The sequence below is a fragment of the Sphingobium sp. YBL2 genome, assembly GCF_000943805.1.
GTDB classification, from domain to species: Bacteria; Pseudomonadota; Alphaproteobacteria; order Sphingomonadales; family Sphingomonadaceae; genus Sphingobium; species Sphingobium fuliginis.
In genome coordinates this window covers 2651822-2669407 of the sequence record NZ_CP010954.1, presented here as the reverse complement: position 1 = coordinate 2669407, position 17586 = coordinate 2651822, and the positions used below count along the sequence as shown (strand labels likewise).

At 59.2% G+C, this 17586-nt stretch carries 6 protein-coding genes; all 6 read right to left on the bottom strand.

From position 1 onward, the window contains the following. Positions 1-15: 15 nt before the first annotated feature. Positions 16-2697, bottom strand: coding sequence for a DEAD/DEAH box helicase (locus TZ53_RS12235; RefSeq protein ID WP_083535797.1), 2682 nt, complete (start codon positions 2695-2697; stop codon positions 16-18). After that, positions 2690-9925 carry a sacsin N-terminal ATP-binding-like domain-containing protein gene (locus TZ53_RS12230; protein ID WP_062113506.1) on the bottom strand — a complete coding sequence of 2412 codons (7236 nt, stop codon included), beginning with the start codon at positions 9923-9925 and terminating at the stop codon, positions 2690-2692. The genes TZ53_RS12235 and TZ53_RS12230 overlap by 8 nt, the downstream gene beginning before the upstream one ends. A 549-nt stretch (positions 9926-10474) precedes the next feature. Continuing rightward, positions 10475-11806, bottom strand: a complete 1332-nt coding sequence (locus TZ53_RS12225; protein ID WP_044661442.1) for an McrC family protein — start codon at positions 11804-11806, stop codon at positions 10475-10477. Then, positions 11803-15513, bottom strand: a complete 3711-nt coding sequence (locus TZ53_RS27365; RefSeq protein WP_197565226.1) for an AAA family ATPase — start codon at positions 15511-15513, stop codon at positions 11803-11805. The genes TZ53_RS12225 and TZ53_RS27365 overlap by 4 nt, the downstream gene beginning before the upstream one ends. Before the next feature lie 188 nt (positions 15514-15701). Further along, a complete protein-coding gene (locus TZ53_RS12210; protein WP_062113497.1) occupies positions 15702-17198 on the bottom strand; it encodes a relaxase/mobilization nuclease domain-containing protein in 1497 nt (498 codons plus the stop codon). After that, entirely contained in the window at positions 17195-17518 is a 324-nt protein-coding gene (locus TZ53_RS12205; RefSeq protein WP_044661439.1) for a plasmid mobilization protein, read from the bottom strand. Before TZ53_RS12205 ends, TZ53_RS12210 begins: the two co-directional genes overlap by 4 nt. Between the last annotated feature and the right edge of the window lie 68 nt (positions 17519-17586).

Genomic DNA, 17586 nt, shown 5'->3' with positions numbered 1-17586 from the left:
GAAAAGTGCGTTCGCTCAATCTGCCATCTCCTCAGGGACAAGCAACACTTCGCCTCTTACGGTCGGGCGGGTCATGCCTTCTGCGATGCCTGGCGCTGCTTCATAGGCGTGCGCCAGCAAGGCCTTGGTGAGCGTTGCCAGAGCCGCGCCTCCGTTTTGCAGGGAAGTTGTCGCGGCATCCGATCGGCCAAGACGGTTCAACCGCTGTAACAGTTCCCAGTCGCGAAGGATGTGCACCTTGCCCTCAGGATCCTGCCACGCCCCGATTACAACGCGGCTGACCGTTTGGCCTTGGCCAGTGACTTCATCGCTAATCGTGGCAACAAGCAGCGGAGAATCAAGCCTGTTGCACGTTGCGAGGAACACGTCGCGCCTCTCACTTTCCAGCAGAGCACGGTCGAACAGTGCATGGCCGACGCCTACCAATCTGGTCGGAGCCTGCTTTGAGTCGATCGGAGCGTTGCGATCGAACACGAGGCCCGTGTACTTCTTACTGATAGCGTAGTCGGACTTGCTCCAGGCATCGGGCGAGTTCACCTCTAATCCATCGGCGCGGCTCATGGCGCGCCGCCCCTGACGTTCAAGCTCGAGTTTCAAAAAGCGTTCGAGATCTGGCAGATCAACTTGGGGGAGATTACGCCCGACTTGTGCGAAATCGAAGCGGCTAACGCTGCCAAGCATATTCCGAACGCTCTCCACGACGTCGCGCCCACCAATCGTGGCGGAACGCTGATCGAACCATTGAGTCAGCCCTTCGCGCCCGCGCGTCTGCCCTTCGGCAAAGATCGCCTCGATCGTCGCCGGACCGCTCATGCCTACAACCAGCTGGCTGATGTCCTCGCGCTCGTCCATTGCGACGTCGAGTGCGGCCTGTATGCGCTCCAGCTTGGTATTGAGAAGATCCCAGATCCGAGCCTCGACAGTGTCCGGATTTCGCAGGATGAAAACTTGGACTGGCCGCTTCTGACCGTAACGCGACAGACGGCCAACGCGCTGGTGCAGCCGCATCGGGTTCCATGGCATGTCCACATGTACGAGCGTGGCGCAGCGTTCCTGAAGGTCGATGCCTTCTCCTGCGGCCTCCGTCGATACGAGGAAGCGCACCTTCCCACCGTTGAATGCGTCGGCGGCCGCCTCCCGAGTCCAACTGCGCGGGCCGCGGCTGCCATTAGCGAGCGAAAGGTCGTCGAGCCGTCCGTCGCCGTTGATGAAGGCGCAGCATCCATGCCCAAAGCGATCGTGCAATGCATCGACGACCATCGCCTGCGTCGCCTTATATTCGGTGAACAGCAGGACCGGTTCGTTTTCCGGCAAATCCTTGTCGATCAGGCCGACAAGTCGCTCGATCTTCTGCTCGTGCACGATCGGCTCAGCGAGTTCCAGCAGTTCATCGAGACGCGCGACCTCGCCGTCCATCAGCTCTACCAGCATCTGCGCCAAGGTGTTCTCTACCTGGATCGCCTGGTCGTCGAGCGTTTCAGCCTCCTCGGGAATGCTGAGTGCCACTCTCGCATTCTTGGCCACGGCCGCCAGCTTTGCCCGGCGCTTGATCAGCGCGCTACGGATAGCCGCGATTGAGGATGCGGCGAGCTTCTGCAGTGCAATTAGGAGCAGCATCCTGGCAGACTGCGCTCTTCCATCGAGTGTAGAGGCATAGGCGCGGCCGTCGATGATGAAGGCGCTCAGTGTTTCGTAGAACTTGGCCTCAGCTTCGGAGAAGGCATAGTCGCGCGTTTCGACTGTGACCGGCGTGAACAGGCGGTTGCCCTTGAGGTCGGTAACTGTAGCCTTGTTGTTGCGGATCATGAAGTCGGGCAACGCGGCGAGCTGCTCATCGACGTCCTTGTCCGGCCCGAACCGTTCGGCGTCGAGCAGACTAAGCAGAGACAAGAAACCATGATCCTTCCCGCGGTGTGGCGTGCCGGTGAACAGCAGCAGCGACCGGATTTTCTGTCTCCTCTCCATTTCCTTCAATAACTCAAGCGAAAGCGTCTCCCCTGTTCTCTCGTCGGCATGAAGGTGATGCGCTTCATCGACGACGACCGCGTCCCACGGCTCGGCATCAAGGAAGCGACTGGCCTCGGCGCGCCCCTCAGCGACCTCGCGCCTGAGTGTATGGACCGACGCAACGACCATCTGCGCCGTTCCCCAGAAATCGGCAGCGGGCTTGTCTACCTCGCGGTCGTATATCTGCAGGCGGAGATCGAACATCTGGCGCAGTCGCGCCTGCCACTGCGGTACCAATTTGGCGGGCGCGAGAATCAGCAGGCGGCGCACCTGTGCGCGTGCCACCAGTGGCATGAGGACCAGGCCCGCTTCGATTGTCTTGCCGAGCCCCACGTCGTCGGCGACCAACCAGCGGAACGGCCACTGCCGGTTGACCTTGTGACAGACCCAGAGCTGGTGTGGAAGTAGCTGCACACGCGAGCGCGAGAACACCCCCCACTGGTCGTTGACCGAACGGATCGCCAGTGCGCTGGCGCGCAGCAGGCCATCGGCGCTATCATCGAGCTGGCCGACGCCCAGAGCAAGTTCGAGCGAGCGGGCAAGGGCGAGTTCGGAGCGCAGGACCTGTTGGATTTCCGCGCCGAAACGAACCACTACCGTGGCACCGGTATCGGCAATGACTTGTCCCGTACCGTGTATCGGATGCGAAACGGGGGTATTTGGCGCTAGCGCATCGGTGGCATCAAGCATTTTCCGTCACCTCATCGAGATCAGGGGCGATCCAGGTTCCATCGAGAATTTGGGTGCGGGCGGGCAACCATCCGCGGCCGGGTTCACGGGTATTGAGCAGTTCTAGCGGCAAGTCGCCGTCTGTTCCGAAGGGCAGGTCGATTCCCACTTCATCAAGCACGGCGTCATACAAGGCCCGGCCCTCATCAATGCCGGATTCGAAATCGCCGAGGCGGATCGCACTGGCAAAGTGGCGGATTCGGAGCCGCGCGCTCCACGCGAAGGGTTGGACGATTTCCGCATCATCCTCGTCATAGACGCCACGCCTTGCCAGCTCACGCACGATCCAATTCGCGCCCATACCGAGGGACCGGGCGATCGGCGCGGCATCTAGCCCCATCCGGGCGACGATGTGGCTGCTGGACGGGCGCAACAAATCACGGAGCGCCAGTTGGTCGTCATGCTGGCGCACCATCTGTGGTAGATTGAGAAAAATCTCACGATAGGTTTCAAGATGCCTCGCGATCATGCACATATCGCCAAGGCAACGTCGCCACATGAGATAGTCGTCTGCCGCGCCGATCTCTGTCCAGTCGAGCAATCGCTGGACATACGGCTTCAATTCGCGATCACTTTCGTCGATGGTCGCGAGATCGCGCCACCACCCTTCGTTTACACAGCGCTCAATGAAGCCACGCGACTGCTGAGGCGTGATCCGGCCCAACGTCTGAAACGAACCGAGCGAGAGAAGCGTGAACCAGGCCACGTCATCCATATCGATGAGGTCCGCCGGGTCGCAGAGCTCGCCGTATGTGAGGCGATCATGCCGCGCAACTAGGGCAAAGCGGTTTTCCTCCCACCAAGAGGCCACGTCTTGAAGGATTGCCTCGGCGCTGCGTACGACATCATCCTCGAAATCGAACGCCGATTGGGGAGAAGTAGGATTTTCGCCGTTGTTGACGAGTCGGGCCTCGATCGAAAGCTGCTGCTGGCGGCTAAGCTGGCGATATTCTTTCAAAGATTGAAGGTCGGCGACGGTGGAGAGCCATTCGATCCCACCAATCTCGCTGGGGCGATCGGCCAAATAGGTGAGGGCTGCAAAAAGGCGAGCTGAGTCCTGATTAGCGGTTGCGAGATATTTGCGTACGATGATCTGAGAATAGCCCGCCAGCGCGCGCACGAGGTGAGCAAATTCCACCGCATTGCCCGTATAGTCAGAGTTAAGTCTGCCCGCGGCGGGCGCAAAGGCGGCGCGCTGTCGCTCAGTCTCGCCCTCCTGAGTCTCGCGTGTGTCTTGCGGGAACAATAACTGGTTAGAACGCACATAGCTGCCGTCCTCAGGCAGCAGTAGAACATCGCGCAACGCGCGCTCCGCCCGCTGGCGCTCCTCAGGATGCCAATTCTGGCGTTCGCTCGAATTGAACACCGTGCCGAACGCCGCAGCACGAAACGGATCAACACCCCCACCGGAGAACAGCCTCTCTGCGAGGACGCCAAGATCGATCCCGGCCACCTTGTCGAAGCCGAGTGCCTCTAGATTTGCGGCCCACCCCGCGTTTATCGCGTGGTTGTGAAAACCGAGATAATCGCCCCAAGCTCTAACGCGCTGCAATGTCACGGGATCTTCTAGGGTATTGCGATAGACGCCCTCAACCTCATCAGCGCAAACCAGACCGCCTCCGGACAGTGGTACCACCGGACATGCATCGACGAGCGCAGCCAGTCCCCGCAGTGCGTCAACTTGAAGAGACTGCCCAGCTCGCCCATGCAGTTCGAGCGCAAGTTGGTCGCGCGTGTCGTCGATCATACGGTCGATTAAGAGCGCGAAGAAATCGTCACGGCCATCGACAGCCAGGCCAGCTATAGGCGCGATCTCGTCCCAGCCCTGGAAAAGTTCGACTAGCCGATCACCAAGTGGCCCCCCAAGCGCGCGCATAGCGCGGCGTTTATCTTCTCCCTGACCATGGAGCCCGCGTCGCCCCTGGTCCATCTCAAACCGGCCGTCAATCAACCACGCGGCGTTCACCGTCTCGCCATCCAGCGGAGCAAGGTTCCACAGCCGGCTCCACCCCTTGGCGAACGGCACTGGCGTACCCGCGATGAGCTTGACGTAGAGATAATGCTGGCGGCCAAGATCAAGGCGCAAAGAGCGCTGATCGTGGCCATACTGGACCGCAGCAATACCTGGAGCGACCTCAGTGACGGCGGCTTCGCCACTACGGGTTTCGCCGCCGTCCTTGATCACCATTTCGCCGATTTCTGGCGCGGTAACGGGCAGGAACGGTGCGACCTCAACGAAGCAGTTCCACGCATCGGCGGCAGCATGCTCCAGACCGGGGGAAATCGGCATATCGATGATTGTCGCCGGCGCGTCTTTGGTGTTATGCAACTGCTGAAGAGCGCGGCCATCTTCCCACTTTTCGGGGATCATCCCACCTTTGATGCGAAAGCGCAGCCGCCCGCTCGCGACACCCACATTGTCGCTCAGCATGTGGGTCGTCTTGAAGCCAAGGCCGTGCTTGCCGTGATCGGCTTCCTTCTCAGATGAGTCCAGATCGAGCATATTATCGAGATCGCGCGCATAGCGGGCAGGCGTCAGCGGGCCGCCCGGCACGTTGACCGGCCGCCCCCAGTGAATGAAGCGAAGGTGGCAAATCGCGCCCGTTTCGTCGCGTTCAGCCTCGACGCGAACGTCGGAAGGCTGGCCTTTCTGACGGGCCGCATCGACCGCGTTCTGGAAGAGCTCAAACAGCGTCCGCGATGGCGCGTAGTTGCGCCGCAACATCTTCTCTCGGACCGACGCGAGCAATTCCTTGCCTGCCTCCGGGCGAGAGATCGCTGCCCACAGATTGTCCTTGGCGCGCTGCCGCGCAGCGGTATCGTCCTGTTCGTGGCGGCCCTGTTTGCGGTCGTCGTCGTAGCGGCTTAATGCCGATTTGAGATAAGTCCCGCGGGTCAGCTTCTTGATCCGCTCGGCCAAGCCGTCGCGGATGTCGGCGATTAGTTCGTCAAGAGTTGCTTGGTCGGAAGCGAGGTAGCCATCGAACTGGGCCAGCACCGCGCTAGACTGATTTTGCATTCGCATACCGATTGGTTCGACGAGCTTCTTCACAGCACCGCGCAGTAGATTCGTGGCGTGGGTTAGATCCCGCGGTTCGATCGGTGACATCGTCAGCTGCCAATTATGGGACCCGTCGCCCGCCTTTAAACAGCCATAGAGCAACGCGCCTTCACGCTCGGCCGCAGCCAGCACGATGGTGCCCGCGGCTGACAGAGCCAGCGCCCGGCCGTCCTGCACCGGAACTACGACCAGGCGCAGGCGCGCCATGTGGTCGGCCAGCGGATCGTACAAGCCCAGCTGTCGGCGCGATCTTTCATCAAGGTCTGCACATATGTCGTCGAAATCGGGATTGCCCATGAATTGGCTAGCGACCCGGCGAATGCCCTTGTCGCGCCCCAGCATGGCCAGAACCATTAGCACAGCAGTGTGCAGTTCATGGAAAGGTTGGAACGGCTTGAAGAGCGCCTCAACCATGTCCCCGATCGGCCTGCTCGCTACCTCTTTGCTAAGTGCGGCTGGCGAATGATTGGCGGGCACATCGAACTGCCATTGCCGTGCCAACAGATCACGCGATTCCACACCTGAAGCAGAGAGGGCCAACTCGTCGGCACGCGCAAAACGACCGGCCTCGCTCTCCACAAGCAGATCCGCGGGCAGAAAATCGGTTTCGATACGCAGGTCTGGAGCATGCTTCTCGAAACCGGCGCGCCACAACCTGCGGGCGGCCTCACCGACCTGACCATCGCGCGCGGCGATTCTGGCCAGCGCATTGAGTTGGTCAACGACGGCATCGAGATCGGGGTCGGCAAAGCGGATGCCGGCCATTACCCCTCGTAGCGCCTCTTCATCCGAAAAGTTGCGCAGCGCGCTAGCAACGATCGGCCAAGCGCCTTCGGCCAGCTCGCAGCGCGCGTGCGCAAGCTTTGTCAGATCCGCCCGCCCGTTCAACGTATCGACGATCAACCCCGCCAGGCGGCTTTCGGCCGCGTCGCGCAGCACCCGGCGGAAAGCCGTCGCTCGATCGTCGACGAGGCGATGGCGATCAAGCGCCGAAAGCAGTTCGGGGGACAAGTGCTCGCGGAGGACCGGGGTCTGTGCGGCCATCACTTGGGTCCACGCTTCGGCAGCGCAGATCGGCAGGTCGAGCACATCGCGCGGCGCCCGTCCGCGCCCATCCACCGCCAACCAATCCCGTGCACGCAGATTTGCATCCATCGAATCCTCGAGTGACGCGATACTGCCCAGCACCTCGGCTATCTCCGAGCAGAACCGATGCGGTTCGGCGCTGTCTAGGGCGAGCCTAACCTGGCGCTGCGGACTCCATCCGACTATCAGGTCATTTTGCACGGCAGACGCGCGCGGATCAGGCCAAGGGTCCAAATTCCGCACGAGGCTTCGCATGGTCACGGGAACGGCATTGAGCCCACCTCGAAGCAGGGTGTCCGCGCGGTGCAGTCCCTCCTCATTCATCGCCCGGTGCAACGCCAATTGCATCAGGACTTCTTTCGAGAGGCCCGACGTGAGTAAAGTTTCAGCCTGATTTTCGCTAAATGGCTCGACGAAGCTGCGCCGGCGCACCAGCTGTTCACCGAGCCAGGCCAGATCGAGATCCTCGATGTCGGTCTTGCGCGCCTCCTCGTGGCCGAGCTTGTCGGCGATGGCCGGGTCAAGCAGACGGATCGAGACATCATCCGCCATCAATTTATGGACGAGAGATCCCAGTGCCACAGGCAAGCCGACAAGCCGCGCCAACGTGACCTGATCACGTAGGCCCGGTTCGCCCGTTATCAGCCGCCGCATCAGCGGTGCGGGCATATGTTCGCGCAATTCCTTGAACAGTTCGACCCGCGCTAAAATCGGCCCGAATTGCAGAACTTTCCCCAGTACCGCGACCTTGTCGGATACCGTGTTCGACGAAGCCAGCGACATGCCCGGCGGCGGGGTGAGCGCGATATTCTGCCGCAAGTGGTAGATCACCGGCTCAACAATCGCGCTGGCAAGCTTTTCAAGCTGCGAGTGGGGGCCGTGGTGGAACAGCAGCTTCTCGCGCATGAGATCGAGAACTTCCGCGGGGGAGAGCATGATGTCTGCTCGATCATCAACCCGCACAACGGGGATGACCTTCAGCGATGCTGCCTTGCTGTCGCGCGCTAGTTCGGCAAGCGTCGGGCCGTTCTGCAAAACAAGTCCGATCAGTGCGAGCGCCTGATCAAAGATACGGCTTGGCCGCTGGGTCACCGGTTCAAGCACAGCCAGCAACGACACTGCTTCGTCACGCGCAAGCCTACGCGTTTGCTTCGCCTGCTCCTCGCTTATCCATTCTGCGCGAATGCACAATGTGTCTGGAAGTTCTGCAAGGCGAGCGAGCAACTCCGGATCGGTTACCGACTTGGGGAGGACGAGCACCTGATCGTGCGGCAAATGCAAAGTCAGTCGCCTGAGCTGGGCCATCGGCGCCAACTTCGTACCATTGTGCATCGCAGCCCGAAACGCATTCGCCATTGCGGCCCGGGCCAACGGACCAATCTCGCCTCCACTCGTGCTGGCATTGTAATCGAGAATTTCGACCAATGTATTGGCGGCATCCTTGCTCGATAGAGATGCTGGGGCGAAGCCGGCTACCAACTCGGCCAGCTCCCGATCCTCCCACGCAGGGCGCGCTTCGCCGAGCGTGACGCCTTGCGCGAGCACGAACTCATTTGCTGTGCACCAATCAAGAAAGCCCTTCCACGCCTCCGTGAGGCGGCGCGGGCGAGTTGCCTCGGAAGAAGGCATAGGGCGCAGCTGCGTCGCCTTCTCAATGCGCCAGTTGCTATCGCTCCCATCGAGTCGTCGCACCAGCGCGCGACCTCCGCAAATCGCTCTCGCCCTCTCCCCCCACCAACGACTTTCACCAAGAGCGCGAATCAGCTCATAGCGATCGTTGTTGGCTTTGATGCCGAGGACCGCCTGAGCCACCGCGTCGAGCACACAGGGGAGCGAAGCTTCGGCCTGCAAGGCTTCGTTCCAGCGAAGCTTGATCGCGTCCTGCCCCCTGTTACCGTCGTTAACAAGGATACTCGCGCGATTGCTCGACACAAAGAAGTCACCGTGGACGACGATGTCGACATTTTCATTTCCTGGCAGCGCGGGATCGCCAAGTACGACACTGCGGTCCTTGGCCGGGTCACCGAGTGGCAGATAGACACCCTGCCATATGCGTAGCCGCGCGGACTTACCAGGACCTACCGGGTGCCGGCAAATGATCGAAGCTCCATGTGGCGTGGCTTTCGCCTTGTCCAACCCGGTCAACGTCCAAGCAGAGGGCCAGTCATCTTCTTGTCTCAGCGTCACAGCCGTTCCGTCGGTGAGGCTGCGCTGGGCGCCATGTACCTCGCACGCTTTCCCGTTTACAGTGAAGCGCCCCCCAAACGCAGCCTCCATCTGACGCTGGGCGTCATCGCCCGGGCCGGAGAGGCGCGTGCCCCCCGGCTGGACTTCGGCGCGCCAGGGAATTTCGCCCGGGCATTCGATGTCGATCCGCGCGAGGTGACGCAGGCAACTTATTGTGGCGTGGAGCTGCTCGCCATCTACAATATCCTTCAATGCGTCGCGAGGATTCCATTGCGCTCTGGTCAGGCTAATCCGGGAGTCAGAACTGGGCCGCAGCGTATCAGTGCGCAACGGGATGTAAAGCACGAGCCCCATCGCCATCCCCTGACCATCGGCCCACTCAGCCAAGAGCATTTCGTCCTTCGCCGAAAGCGACTTCCATGCGCGGGCGTGATCGGCCTCAGCGATTTCCTCATACGGATTGAGGATCATCGTGGTCGGCTGAGGACCGCCATCGATCCGGGCGAACACGGGATATGCATCGCACAGGTGGTAAAGCGCCTTCTGGCCCAACCCGAAACGGCCGACTGCCTGCCCGTCACCACCCTTACTGCCACCGGCAGCTAGTTGTAGCCCCTCCCAGTTGCTCGAACTCACTGGACCATCATTGGCGACGAAGATCCCAGGCGCACGCAGCAGCACGTTGTTAGCATCAGGGAAGCCGTCGTGCCCCGCCAAGAGAAGCCTGCTAGCGCCAACATCATCAGCGTTTTGAATCAGTTCCTTGAAGATCGTGAATCCCGATCCGTAACTTTCCGAGAGCAAGGTCTGGATCTGCTGTATGGTCGCCTGCGGCGTGGTCTTCAATGCGGTCATGCAATTTCAACTCAAGAGTTTCTGAGGCCAATTATTCATCGGATGCGAGATTTCACCGATGGGCGGCCGCTAGGTTGTAAGCGCCAAAAACTCCGTGGCGCTACCCAGCAGCCAGCGATCACGAAGATCTGAGCGAGATTACGCTCCGCCCATATACAGGGTACGGGAGCGACGGTTGACGGCAGCTGGCGCTGAATTGATGGATTCTTGACATGCGCTTCAGCGTGGCACGATCAAGCGACAAAAATGGTCGCACCATCATTCGCCTCGAATTCCGTGCGCTTGGGTGAATGGCGCAAACCAGCGGGTGCTTTGACGAGATGCAGCTATCAATCAGAATGCCCCCTTCTCGACTGCCAACAAAACCAACATCGGATCTGTTACACAGACAGCTACTGCCGAAAAGTTGATTTACTTACGCATCGGCAAATTTTAGTTCTTGTCCCGCCAGGCAGCCTTTCCAGTACGATGCAGGAGCGCCGGGCCTGCGCCGCGGAAGTTCTGGTCAGATTGGCGCGGGGACGTTGCAACGCACCGAACGCAAACAGATCATGCTGTAGCCAACTTCAGATCACTCTCGAGTTCACGAGGCAGAAAGTCGAAAATCAGTTTTTTCAATTCGTTTTGGACGAGGTTCATCTGCGCCGTCAAATCAACTAATCCGAGCGCCAGCATTTCTCGCCCCCCCGCTATGCCGAAGCGGCGGCTGAGGATTGTTCCGCTCCCCGCGACTGCGGGATAGAGTAGCATCAGGCGATCGCACCGATAGAGCCGCGAATAGGCCATCATCTGGTACACATCACCTTGAGCCACCCCCCTCTTCGCGACCGAAACATCCTGGGCGAGGCATTTCCATTTGGTGTCGATAATGGCGAGATCCTTCCCTCCACGGCGAAGAAGGATATCAGGTCGTGTTTGGAACACGTGGCCCTCACAATCCTCATCTTTTGTCCATTCGCCCAAGCAATGACGAAGGCCTCCCTGCTCCACGACGCTGATGCCGCTTCCTGACAAAGCCCGTCGTAGCAGGGCAGCGACCGCTGCTTCGAATAGGTCATTCATCGGAAAGAGCAGCGTTATGCCGTTGTGTGATCGACGATCGTAAGCCGTTCCCTGCCAATCACGCCTGAGCAGCAATTTCGCCAAAGCAAAGACAGTTTCCCACCGCTGGCTGGTGCGATCGATCCTGACTTTCTCCCAGGGGAGTGCGGAAATAGGCACATCTGCGACATCTGCCAGAACGAAGCGCAGTTCTTCTAGCAGTCGGCGCGTGTCGTGCGCGCGGGCCAACCGAGAAAGAAAGACCACGGCTGCTTTCATCACCTGCATCAGCGGTATGTCGCTGGACAGCACATCGAAGCGACAGGCGAGCCGATCCGGACGGCCCACATGAACTGTCAGCTGGCGGACGATATTGAGCTTCCCCCGCAGTGTCGGAAGATCCTCAGCTCGAGCCTGATAGGCCCGGGGCAAGCCTCGGCGAGCCAGGGCTAGAAGCCGCTGCGCGAAAAGGCGGATCAAGATGTCGAGCAGGTTTTCCGCACCATGAGCCATGGCGGCCTGAGCGCCGTCCGCCAAGTTCAGCCCCAGCGCCAAGTCCAGCAAGGAAATCAGGCGGGACCGAACCGTCGGGAGATCGCCCAGTTCGGCCTCAGGATCGACTTTCGGCAAGATTTCTAAGCTGCAACCTGGTGCGGCGATGACGCCCACCATCTGTTTGGCCCGCAGGTGGTGACGATGATCGGTCAGGATGGCGCTCCCATCCTCTCCACCCATCGGATGTGCCCGAGCGGCAGAAAGCAGCGCCTCAGCCTGGGCCAGGGAAAAGCCATCTGGACCGATTGCTACTCGTCCCCACTCGGGCACGTGGAGATGCGTCATGCGACGTCGTTCTCCGCGTCGGGCTCGTCATCCTCGTTGACCGCTGACAAAATTGCCCCTTTGCCCAGAAGACGAGCAAACGCATCCGAGAGCGAAATTTTCGGCTCAGCACTGTAGAAATCCCGGACAAACCAGCGCTCGCGATCCATACCGTCCATACCCGGAGGAGCCTTGATCACTTCCTGGCCAATGAACCCATCCCCGAGCACCATCCGAACGCGGCTCCAGTCTTCGAAGAAATATTCCTGGAGCAGCGGGATGATTTTATCGCGCATCACATCGATAACATCGTCGGACGTTTTGCAGCCCATGAAAAAGGCATGCCCAATACGGTGCTCACGATCGACCAGATATTCAATGCGATCGTTTATTGTCCTCAATATCTCGACGAGAGGCATGTTCGTTGCTGCTGCAGCATTCTTGAGCTGCTGGGGGTTAGGGGCAATCTCGCGAAATTTAAAGCGGCGACGGAGAGCAGTATCGAGCAATGCAATAGACCGGTCAGCGGTGTTCATCGTGCCAATGACGTGAAGGTTCGCCGGCACGCCGAACTCTGCCTTCGAATACGGCAGTCGTACAGTCAGAGCGTTAGGCATGCCGAGCCGTTTGTCCGGCTCCAGGAGTGTGATCAGCTCTCCAAATACCTTTGATATGTTAGCCCGATTGATTTCATCAATGACTAATACAAATTCGTCGGGCTTGGTCAAAGTGATCGGCCGCTCACCCGGCTCTTCATCGGCCTTAAGCAGACGGCTCAATGCAGGAATGTTGATGCGCTTACGAGGTATCTCGTAAACGGTGCGCATAGTGAAATTGCCGTCGATGATAACGTCAAGAGGCAGCGGCTCATCAGCTGTCATGAGCCATTTCACCTTGCGCCGGTGGGCAAAATACCCTTCGGCTTCAGGGATGAACTCATAGTCACCTACGATCTGCCCCACGGCTCGAAACGCGCTATTGCCGAAAGGAACGATGACGATATCACCGATCGCCATATCATTGCGGAAACGGTGGGTCTGGGTCCAATTGCTGGGCTCTTGGCTTTCAGGAAACAGCGACAACCAATGGGACTTGATCGCCTCTACGGTCGAGAAGCGGTCATCGCTCCAATCTTCCGCTCTCCCCCAACCCAAAGCGATGTATTCGTCCTTAAGCGCCGCCTCGTAAACTTCCTCCTCCTGGCGAATAGCGCCCAAGCCCATCTTCCAGAATCGGCAGATGGAAAGATCGATCGCCCGACCCGATTCGCCTGCTTCCGCCTTTTTTCGGGCATGTTCAGCGAGCGCACAAATCTCCCGTAGAATGCCGGGATACGGCTTTAGCCGGAAACCAGCTCCCTGTTCTTCGGCATCCTCGTCAGGCCGCAAACCTTCCACGAAATTTTCATAATCGTAGGCCTGATGGAAGGTGACGAACGCAATGCGTTTCTCCGCTTCGAGCTGCCGATAGCGAGCCATGAGAGCAGCCCGCCCCTCCGCCGTTTCCGCAAAATCGGCCGAACCAACGCACAAGCGCACGGCCTCCCGGGCCGTAGAGTAGGTCTTCCCCGTGCCGGGAGGTCCGTAGAGAATGAGATTGGTCGGATTGAGCATCATATTATCATCCTGCGACGCGTTGAGGCGGTCACGCCAGAAAGGTAGATTCAGAAACCAGGCGATATCTTGTGCTTCGCCTTCAAAAATGAACGCCGCGAGCTTACGCGCCGCCTCACGCTCAAGTGGGAGCCGCCAGATCGTGTCATTGTTGGTGTAAAGCCACCACAGCAAAGGTTCGGGCAACGGGGTCCAATCCACCTGAACCTGACAACCGTCTTCGCCATCACCCCTCACGATACCGGTAGCCCTTATCCGCATGGCGCTGACCGGTTTACCGTTTGTCTCGAATGGCGCATTCCGCTGGTTTGGCAGATAGTCTCGCAAGACGATCCTATCGCCCGGCTGCATCTCGCGAACCATATGATTATATTTGCTGTCGCTATCGTAGAGCAGATGCCATGTCCCACGCTCCACGAAGCTGGCGAACCCGTCAGCCTCGCCATCGCGAGATGTCACGAGCCAGATTGGCTTTTCATCGGTCATCACGCTGACCTCCGCTGCCGGTTCTGGTAGTCGCTTCTGACAGGTTTCCCAAACAAATCCCTGAACATCCCAGAGGTCGCGAGGCGCCCATTGCCACTCGTCGCGCATGAGACGTTCCACTGTGCGGACAAGGCGCATAACGCCAGCCAACTCACCTTCGCTCAATGGGTTTGGTTCGAAAGCGGGGCTCCCGGTTAGCATCCAACATGCATTGTCAGTGGGGGTGGATCGGATGCCAAACATTCCTTCGGGAGCGATCAACGCGCGAAGCATGGTCGATATCGTCCGGCTTTCGGCATAAGGATTTGCTTGCGCATGAGGCAGCATCAGCGGCCACGTAGCGCCGACGAAAGCCATGACTCCGGCAACGTCGTCCCCGGCCTGAGCGAGATCCTCAGCTGCTTGCTCCACCACTCCTGGATTGTCAGTCCGAAGCGCTTGGACAATATTGATCACCCGCCAATCAAGAAGCTCGCATGGCACCCCGGCTTTGCCGACGAGCAGGTCGAGCAACGATGAGCCTAAGGACGGCTCATCCTTCGCTTCGCCCGTGAGCTGACCTACCAAAGCTTGTGCATATTCTACCAGATTGCGTCTTTTGCTGCCCTCATTGGACGCATAGCTGGCGCCGTCCTCGAAGCTTACAAACCCGGGATGGCGCTCAAGAAATTCAGAACGCAACCGATCCAGCCAGTCACGATCGACATAAGGGCCGGCATCGTCATACCAATCGAGCAGTTCAACAATCTGCATTGCATCCGCCGGGCGAACGATCAAAACGGGTCGCGGCCTGTGTCCATTTGCCGCCCTATGTTTCAGCCGAGGCGGTAGATTAGAATGCCGCGCCTGAGTGGGAAGGTACGTGCGGTGAATAGGAAGCGGGCAAGACTCTCGATCGACACTGTCTTCAATCCAAATTTGAGCTACCGAGACCGTGCGCTCCCAGGCAAGCTGACGCCCATCTGGCAGGCCAAATGCCAGAATCTTAGCGGTATCCACAAGCGGGACGCCGTATCGCTGACGCAATTCCCCTTCGATGTCACCGTCATTTGCCGCGAGATCAAAACGCAAGACCGTTGCCGGGCTGATATTCGCGCCGACACGCTCAGCCAGTCTCACATCAGCCATTTCGCGAAACTTGCGGCCGGCAAGAGCCTGGCAGATGTTCGGCCAAGCCTCCTTCAGGCCGAGAGCCGCGTTGACGTCGCGTACCAGGACCTCAACGCTATCCTCTTCGCGCTCACGTGCCGGCTCAATGTAGTTTTCAAGGACATGCAATCGGATGGCGTCGGCGTACCGATCGCCCAGTACCGCCCCTCCCAAAAACTGCCCGTACTGGCCCAGCCAGGAGCGCCAGCTAGCCAATCGATTTAGCGGCCTCTCAGACTGCGGCATGAGTATCTTGAAATCACTGCCGCCGTTTTGGAAGTCGGCCTGCATTGCCTTCAGACGCTGACGTAAATGTACAAATTTGTCCGCCTGCCAGGCGTCGGCGAGATCCGAATGAGGAGAGCCTAACGCAGACAGGTTATTCTCGATGGTCCGAACCGCATGGGCACGAGTGTTTCGACCGCTTTCAGTATTTGCTCCCCGCTCGGCAAGCCAAGCCTTAAACTCCGCTTCTTGCAAATCAGCCCCCCATTTTCCGCGTCCAGCTAACGCTATCGGCTCGTTGGAGCTACGATTTTCTTGTTAACTTTCCACGCCTTTTAGACGAGCCAAGCTGTACAACAGTCTGCGACAATAACGGTCGCATGTCTGTAAGCAGGTTCGCAAATCCGCTCATCAAGACGGCGCGCCCTGGCTCTCTCACAATGTCAACGCGAACGGCCTGATTGTTGCGCAATCCAGGCCAGTTGACGATCGATGTCGGCGTCAGTGTCGATCTCAGGCTCTGCCTTCGATTGGGTGCGCCGAGGGGCAATCGCTGAACGCTCCACAGCAGCTTCCTTCGTGATCGGTTTGTGAGCGGGCATTTCGTAGAACACCGGATCATTATGCTTGACCACGGTTTTTTCGGGCACGTGATGCGGTATGAAAAGCGCGTAGCTCAACAAGCGCGGTAGTCGAAGCTTGCCTATTTGCGTCTGATGTTCCTCATCCAGCGCGTTGAGTTGAGGCAATCGCACGTTCTTCGTGAACGCAACGCTGAACGATCGCCTTTGCGACGAAGGGAGACGTGCAGTTTCCTCCTTGCGCTGTTTGGTCAACCGCTCAGACAGAGCCTTCCGCCTTGCCCGGTGCGCGCGTTTCAGCTTCTCCCGCTCGAGACGCGCAATTCGGCGCGCCTCGAAATGCTGCGTCCGGTATAGATTAAATTCTGTCCGGTCTGGTCGCACCTCTTCGACCTTCATCTCCGGGCAGGCGCGCAGATAGTCGGTATTTTCAGGCCACCACCGCTCAAAGGTGATAGCGTCCGCAGGGCGGCGCTTTTCAATTTGAAGCAACCCATATCGGCGCTCCGCGGTATCCAAATCGGAGGCCTTGATTCGATTGTTGACGCTCCGCAGATCGAACAGCGTCAGGCCAACGATCCTCGCCCCTGTCTTTTTGCTTTTGCGCAAAGCAGCCTCGAAGCCGACACCGATGGCGGCGAGAGCCCGGCCAGCTTGGTGCCACGTCTGAAGGTCCAGAGCGGCACGGATGTCATCAGCCCTTTCAAGCAAAGACCGCTCACCAGTTCGGGCCTGCCGATGTTCATGGGCAGCTTTGGTCCGACGCGACGGCCCGATTTCGCGTGCCAACTCCATCTCGAGGTGGGTACGCAATTGGCGCAGTTCGAGCCGCTTCTCGATCGTCCTGCACAGGTCTTGAAGCCGAAACAGTGCAAACTGATTGAACGAACGCCACACGACATCCGCCACGGGCAACTGCTCAACCTCAGTCTTCTTGAGGGCGAAAGATGCAACCCCTTTGCGACGCGCGTGCGGCGCGAGGAAAGCCTGCTTCGGAGGTGTTTTAAGAGTTAAAGGCGACACGGTGCAGATCATGAGGTGGATATGGTCATACTGCTTATCGCGGTGGCGGACGGCAACTAGCTGGTGGCCGTGAAGGCCGAATTCGTCGAGCAGATCATCAATGATCTGCTTCCATGTCGCGTCAGACAACTCCCCGTCTTCGACGGCCGCGGAAAGCGAAATGTGCATCACGACCGCTTTGGCCCTGGGCGCCTGCTCGGCGACCAAGGTCATTTCAGCAGATGCATTCCCGAGTGAAGAAACCTCACGCAGATCGAGGATCTCGTGATCGCGATTGTAGGTAAGATATATTTCCAGGCCCGAAAAGTTTCGGCCCCATGTGATTGAGGGGATCACGACGCAAGCATCCTGCGGATGGCGTCGAGCAGGTCGGCATAGGCGGCTTGCAGCTCACCCACGAGTTCGACGGAGCGCGCGGTATTCGCATGACGCGCAATCTGGTTGATGTTCTGGCCGATACGCCGGACATCATGAACCAACTGACGCGAAGGAATGAGCTGGGGATGCGATTGCCGCACCAAACGGCGGAGCACTTCAGCAGTTGAGATGTCCGAATGTTCTGCGATCTCCTGGAGGAGGTCATATTCGGCAGGTGACCAGCGCGTGGGAAGCACGACGGTGCGCACACGAACCTCGCTGCCTGAGCGATGGGTCATTTCATTTTCTCCAGAAACAAGGGTTTCGAAAAGTCTTGGAGGGAGGGGTCCAGGGGAGGGCAACGCTC

Coding starts and splice junctions, on each gene's coding strand:
- TZ53_RS12235 (WP_083535797.1), bottom strand. CDS start 2,697: ATGCTTGATGCCACCGATGCGCTAGCGCCAAATACCCCCGTTTCGCAT.
- TZ53_RS12230 (WP_062113506.1), bottom strand. CDS start 9,925: ATGACCGCATTGAAGACCACGCCGCAGGCGACCATACAGCAGATCCAG.
- TZ53_RS12225 (WP_044661442.1), bottom strand. CDS start 11,806: ATGACGCATCTCCACGTGCCCGAGTGGGGACGAGTAGCAATCGGTCCA.
- TZ53_RS12205 (WP_044661439.1), bottom strand. CDS start 17,518: ATGACCCATCGCTCAGGCAGCGAGGTTCGTGTGCGCACCGTCGTGCTT.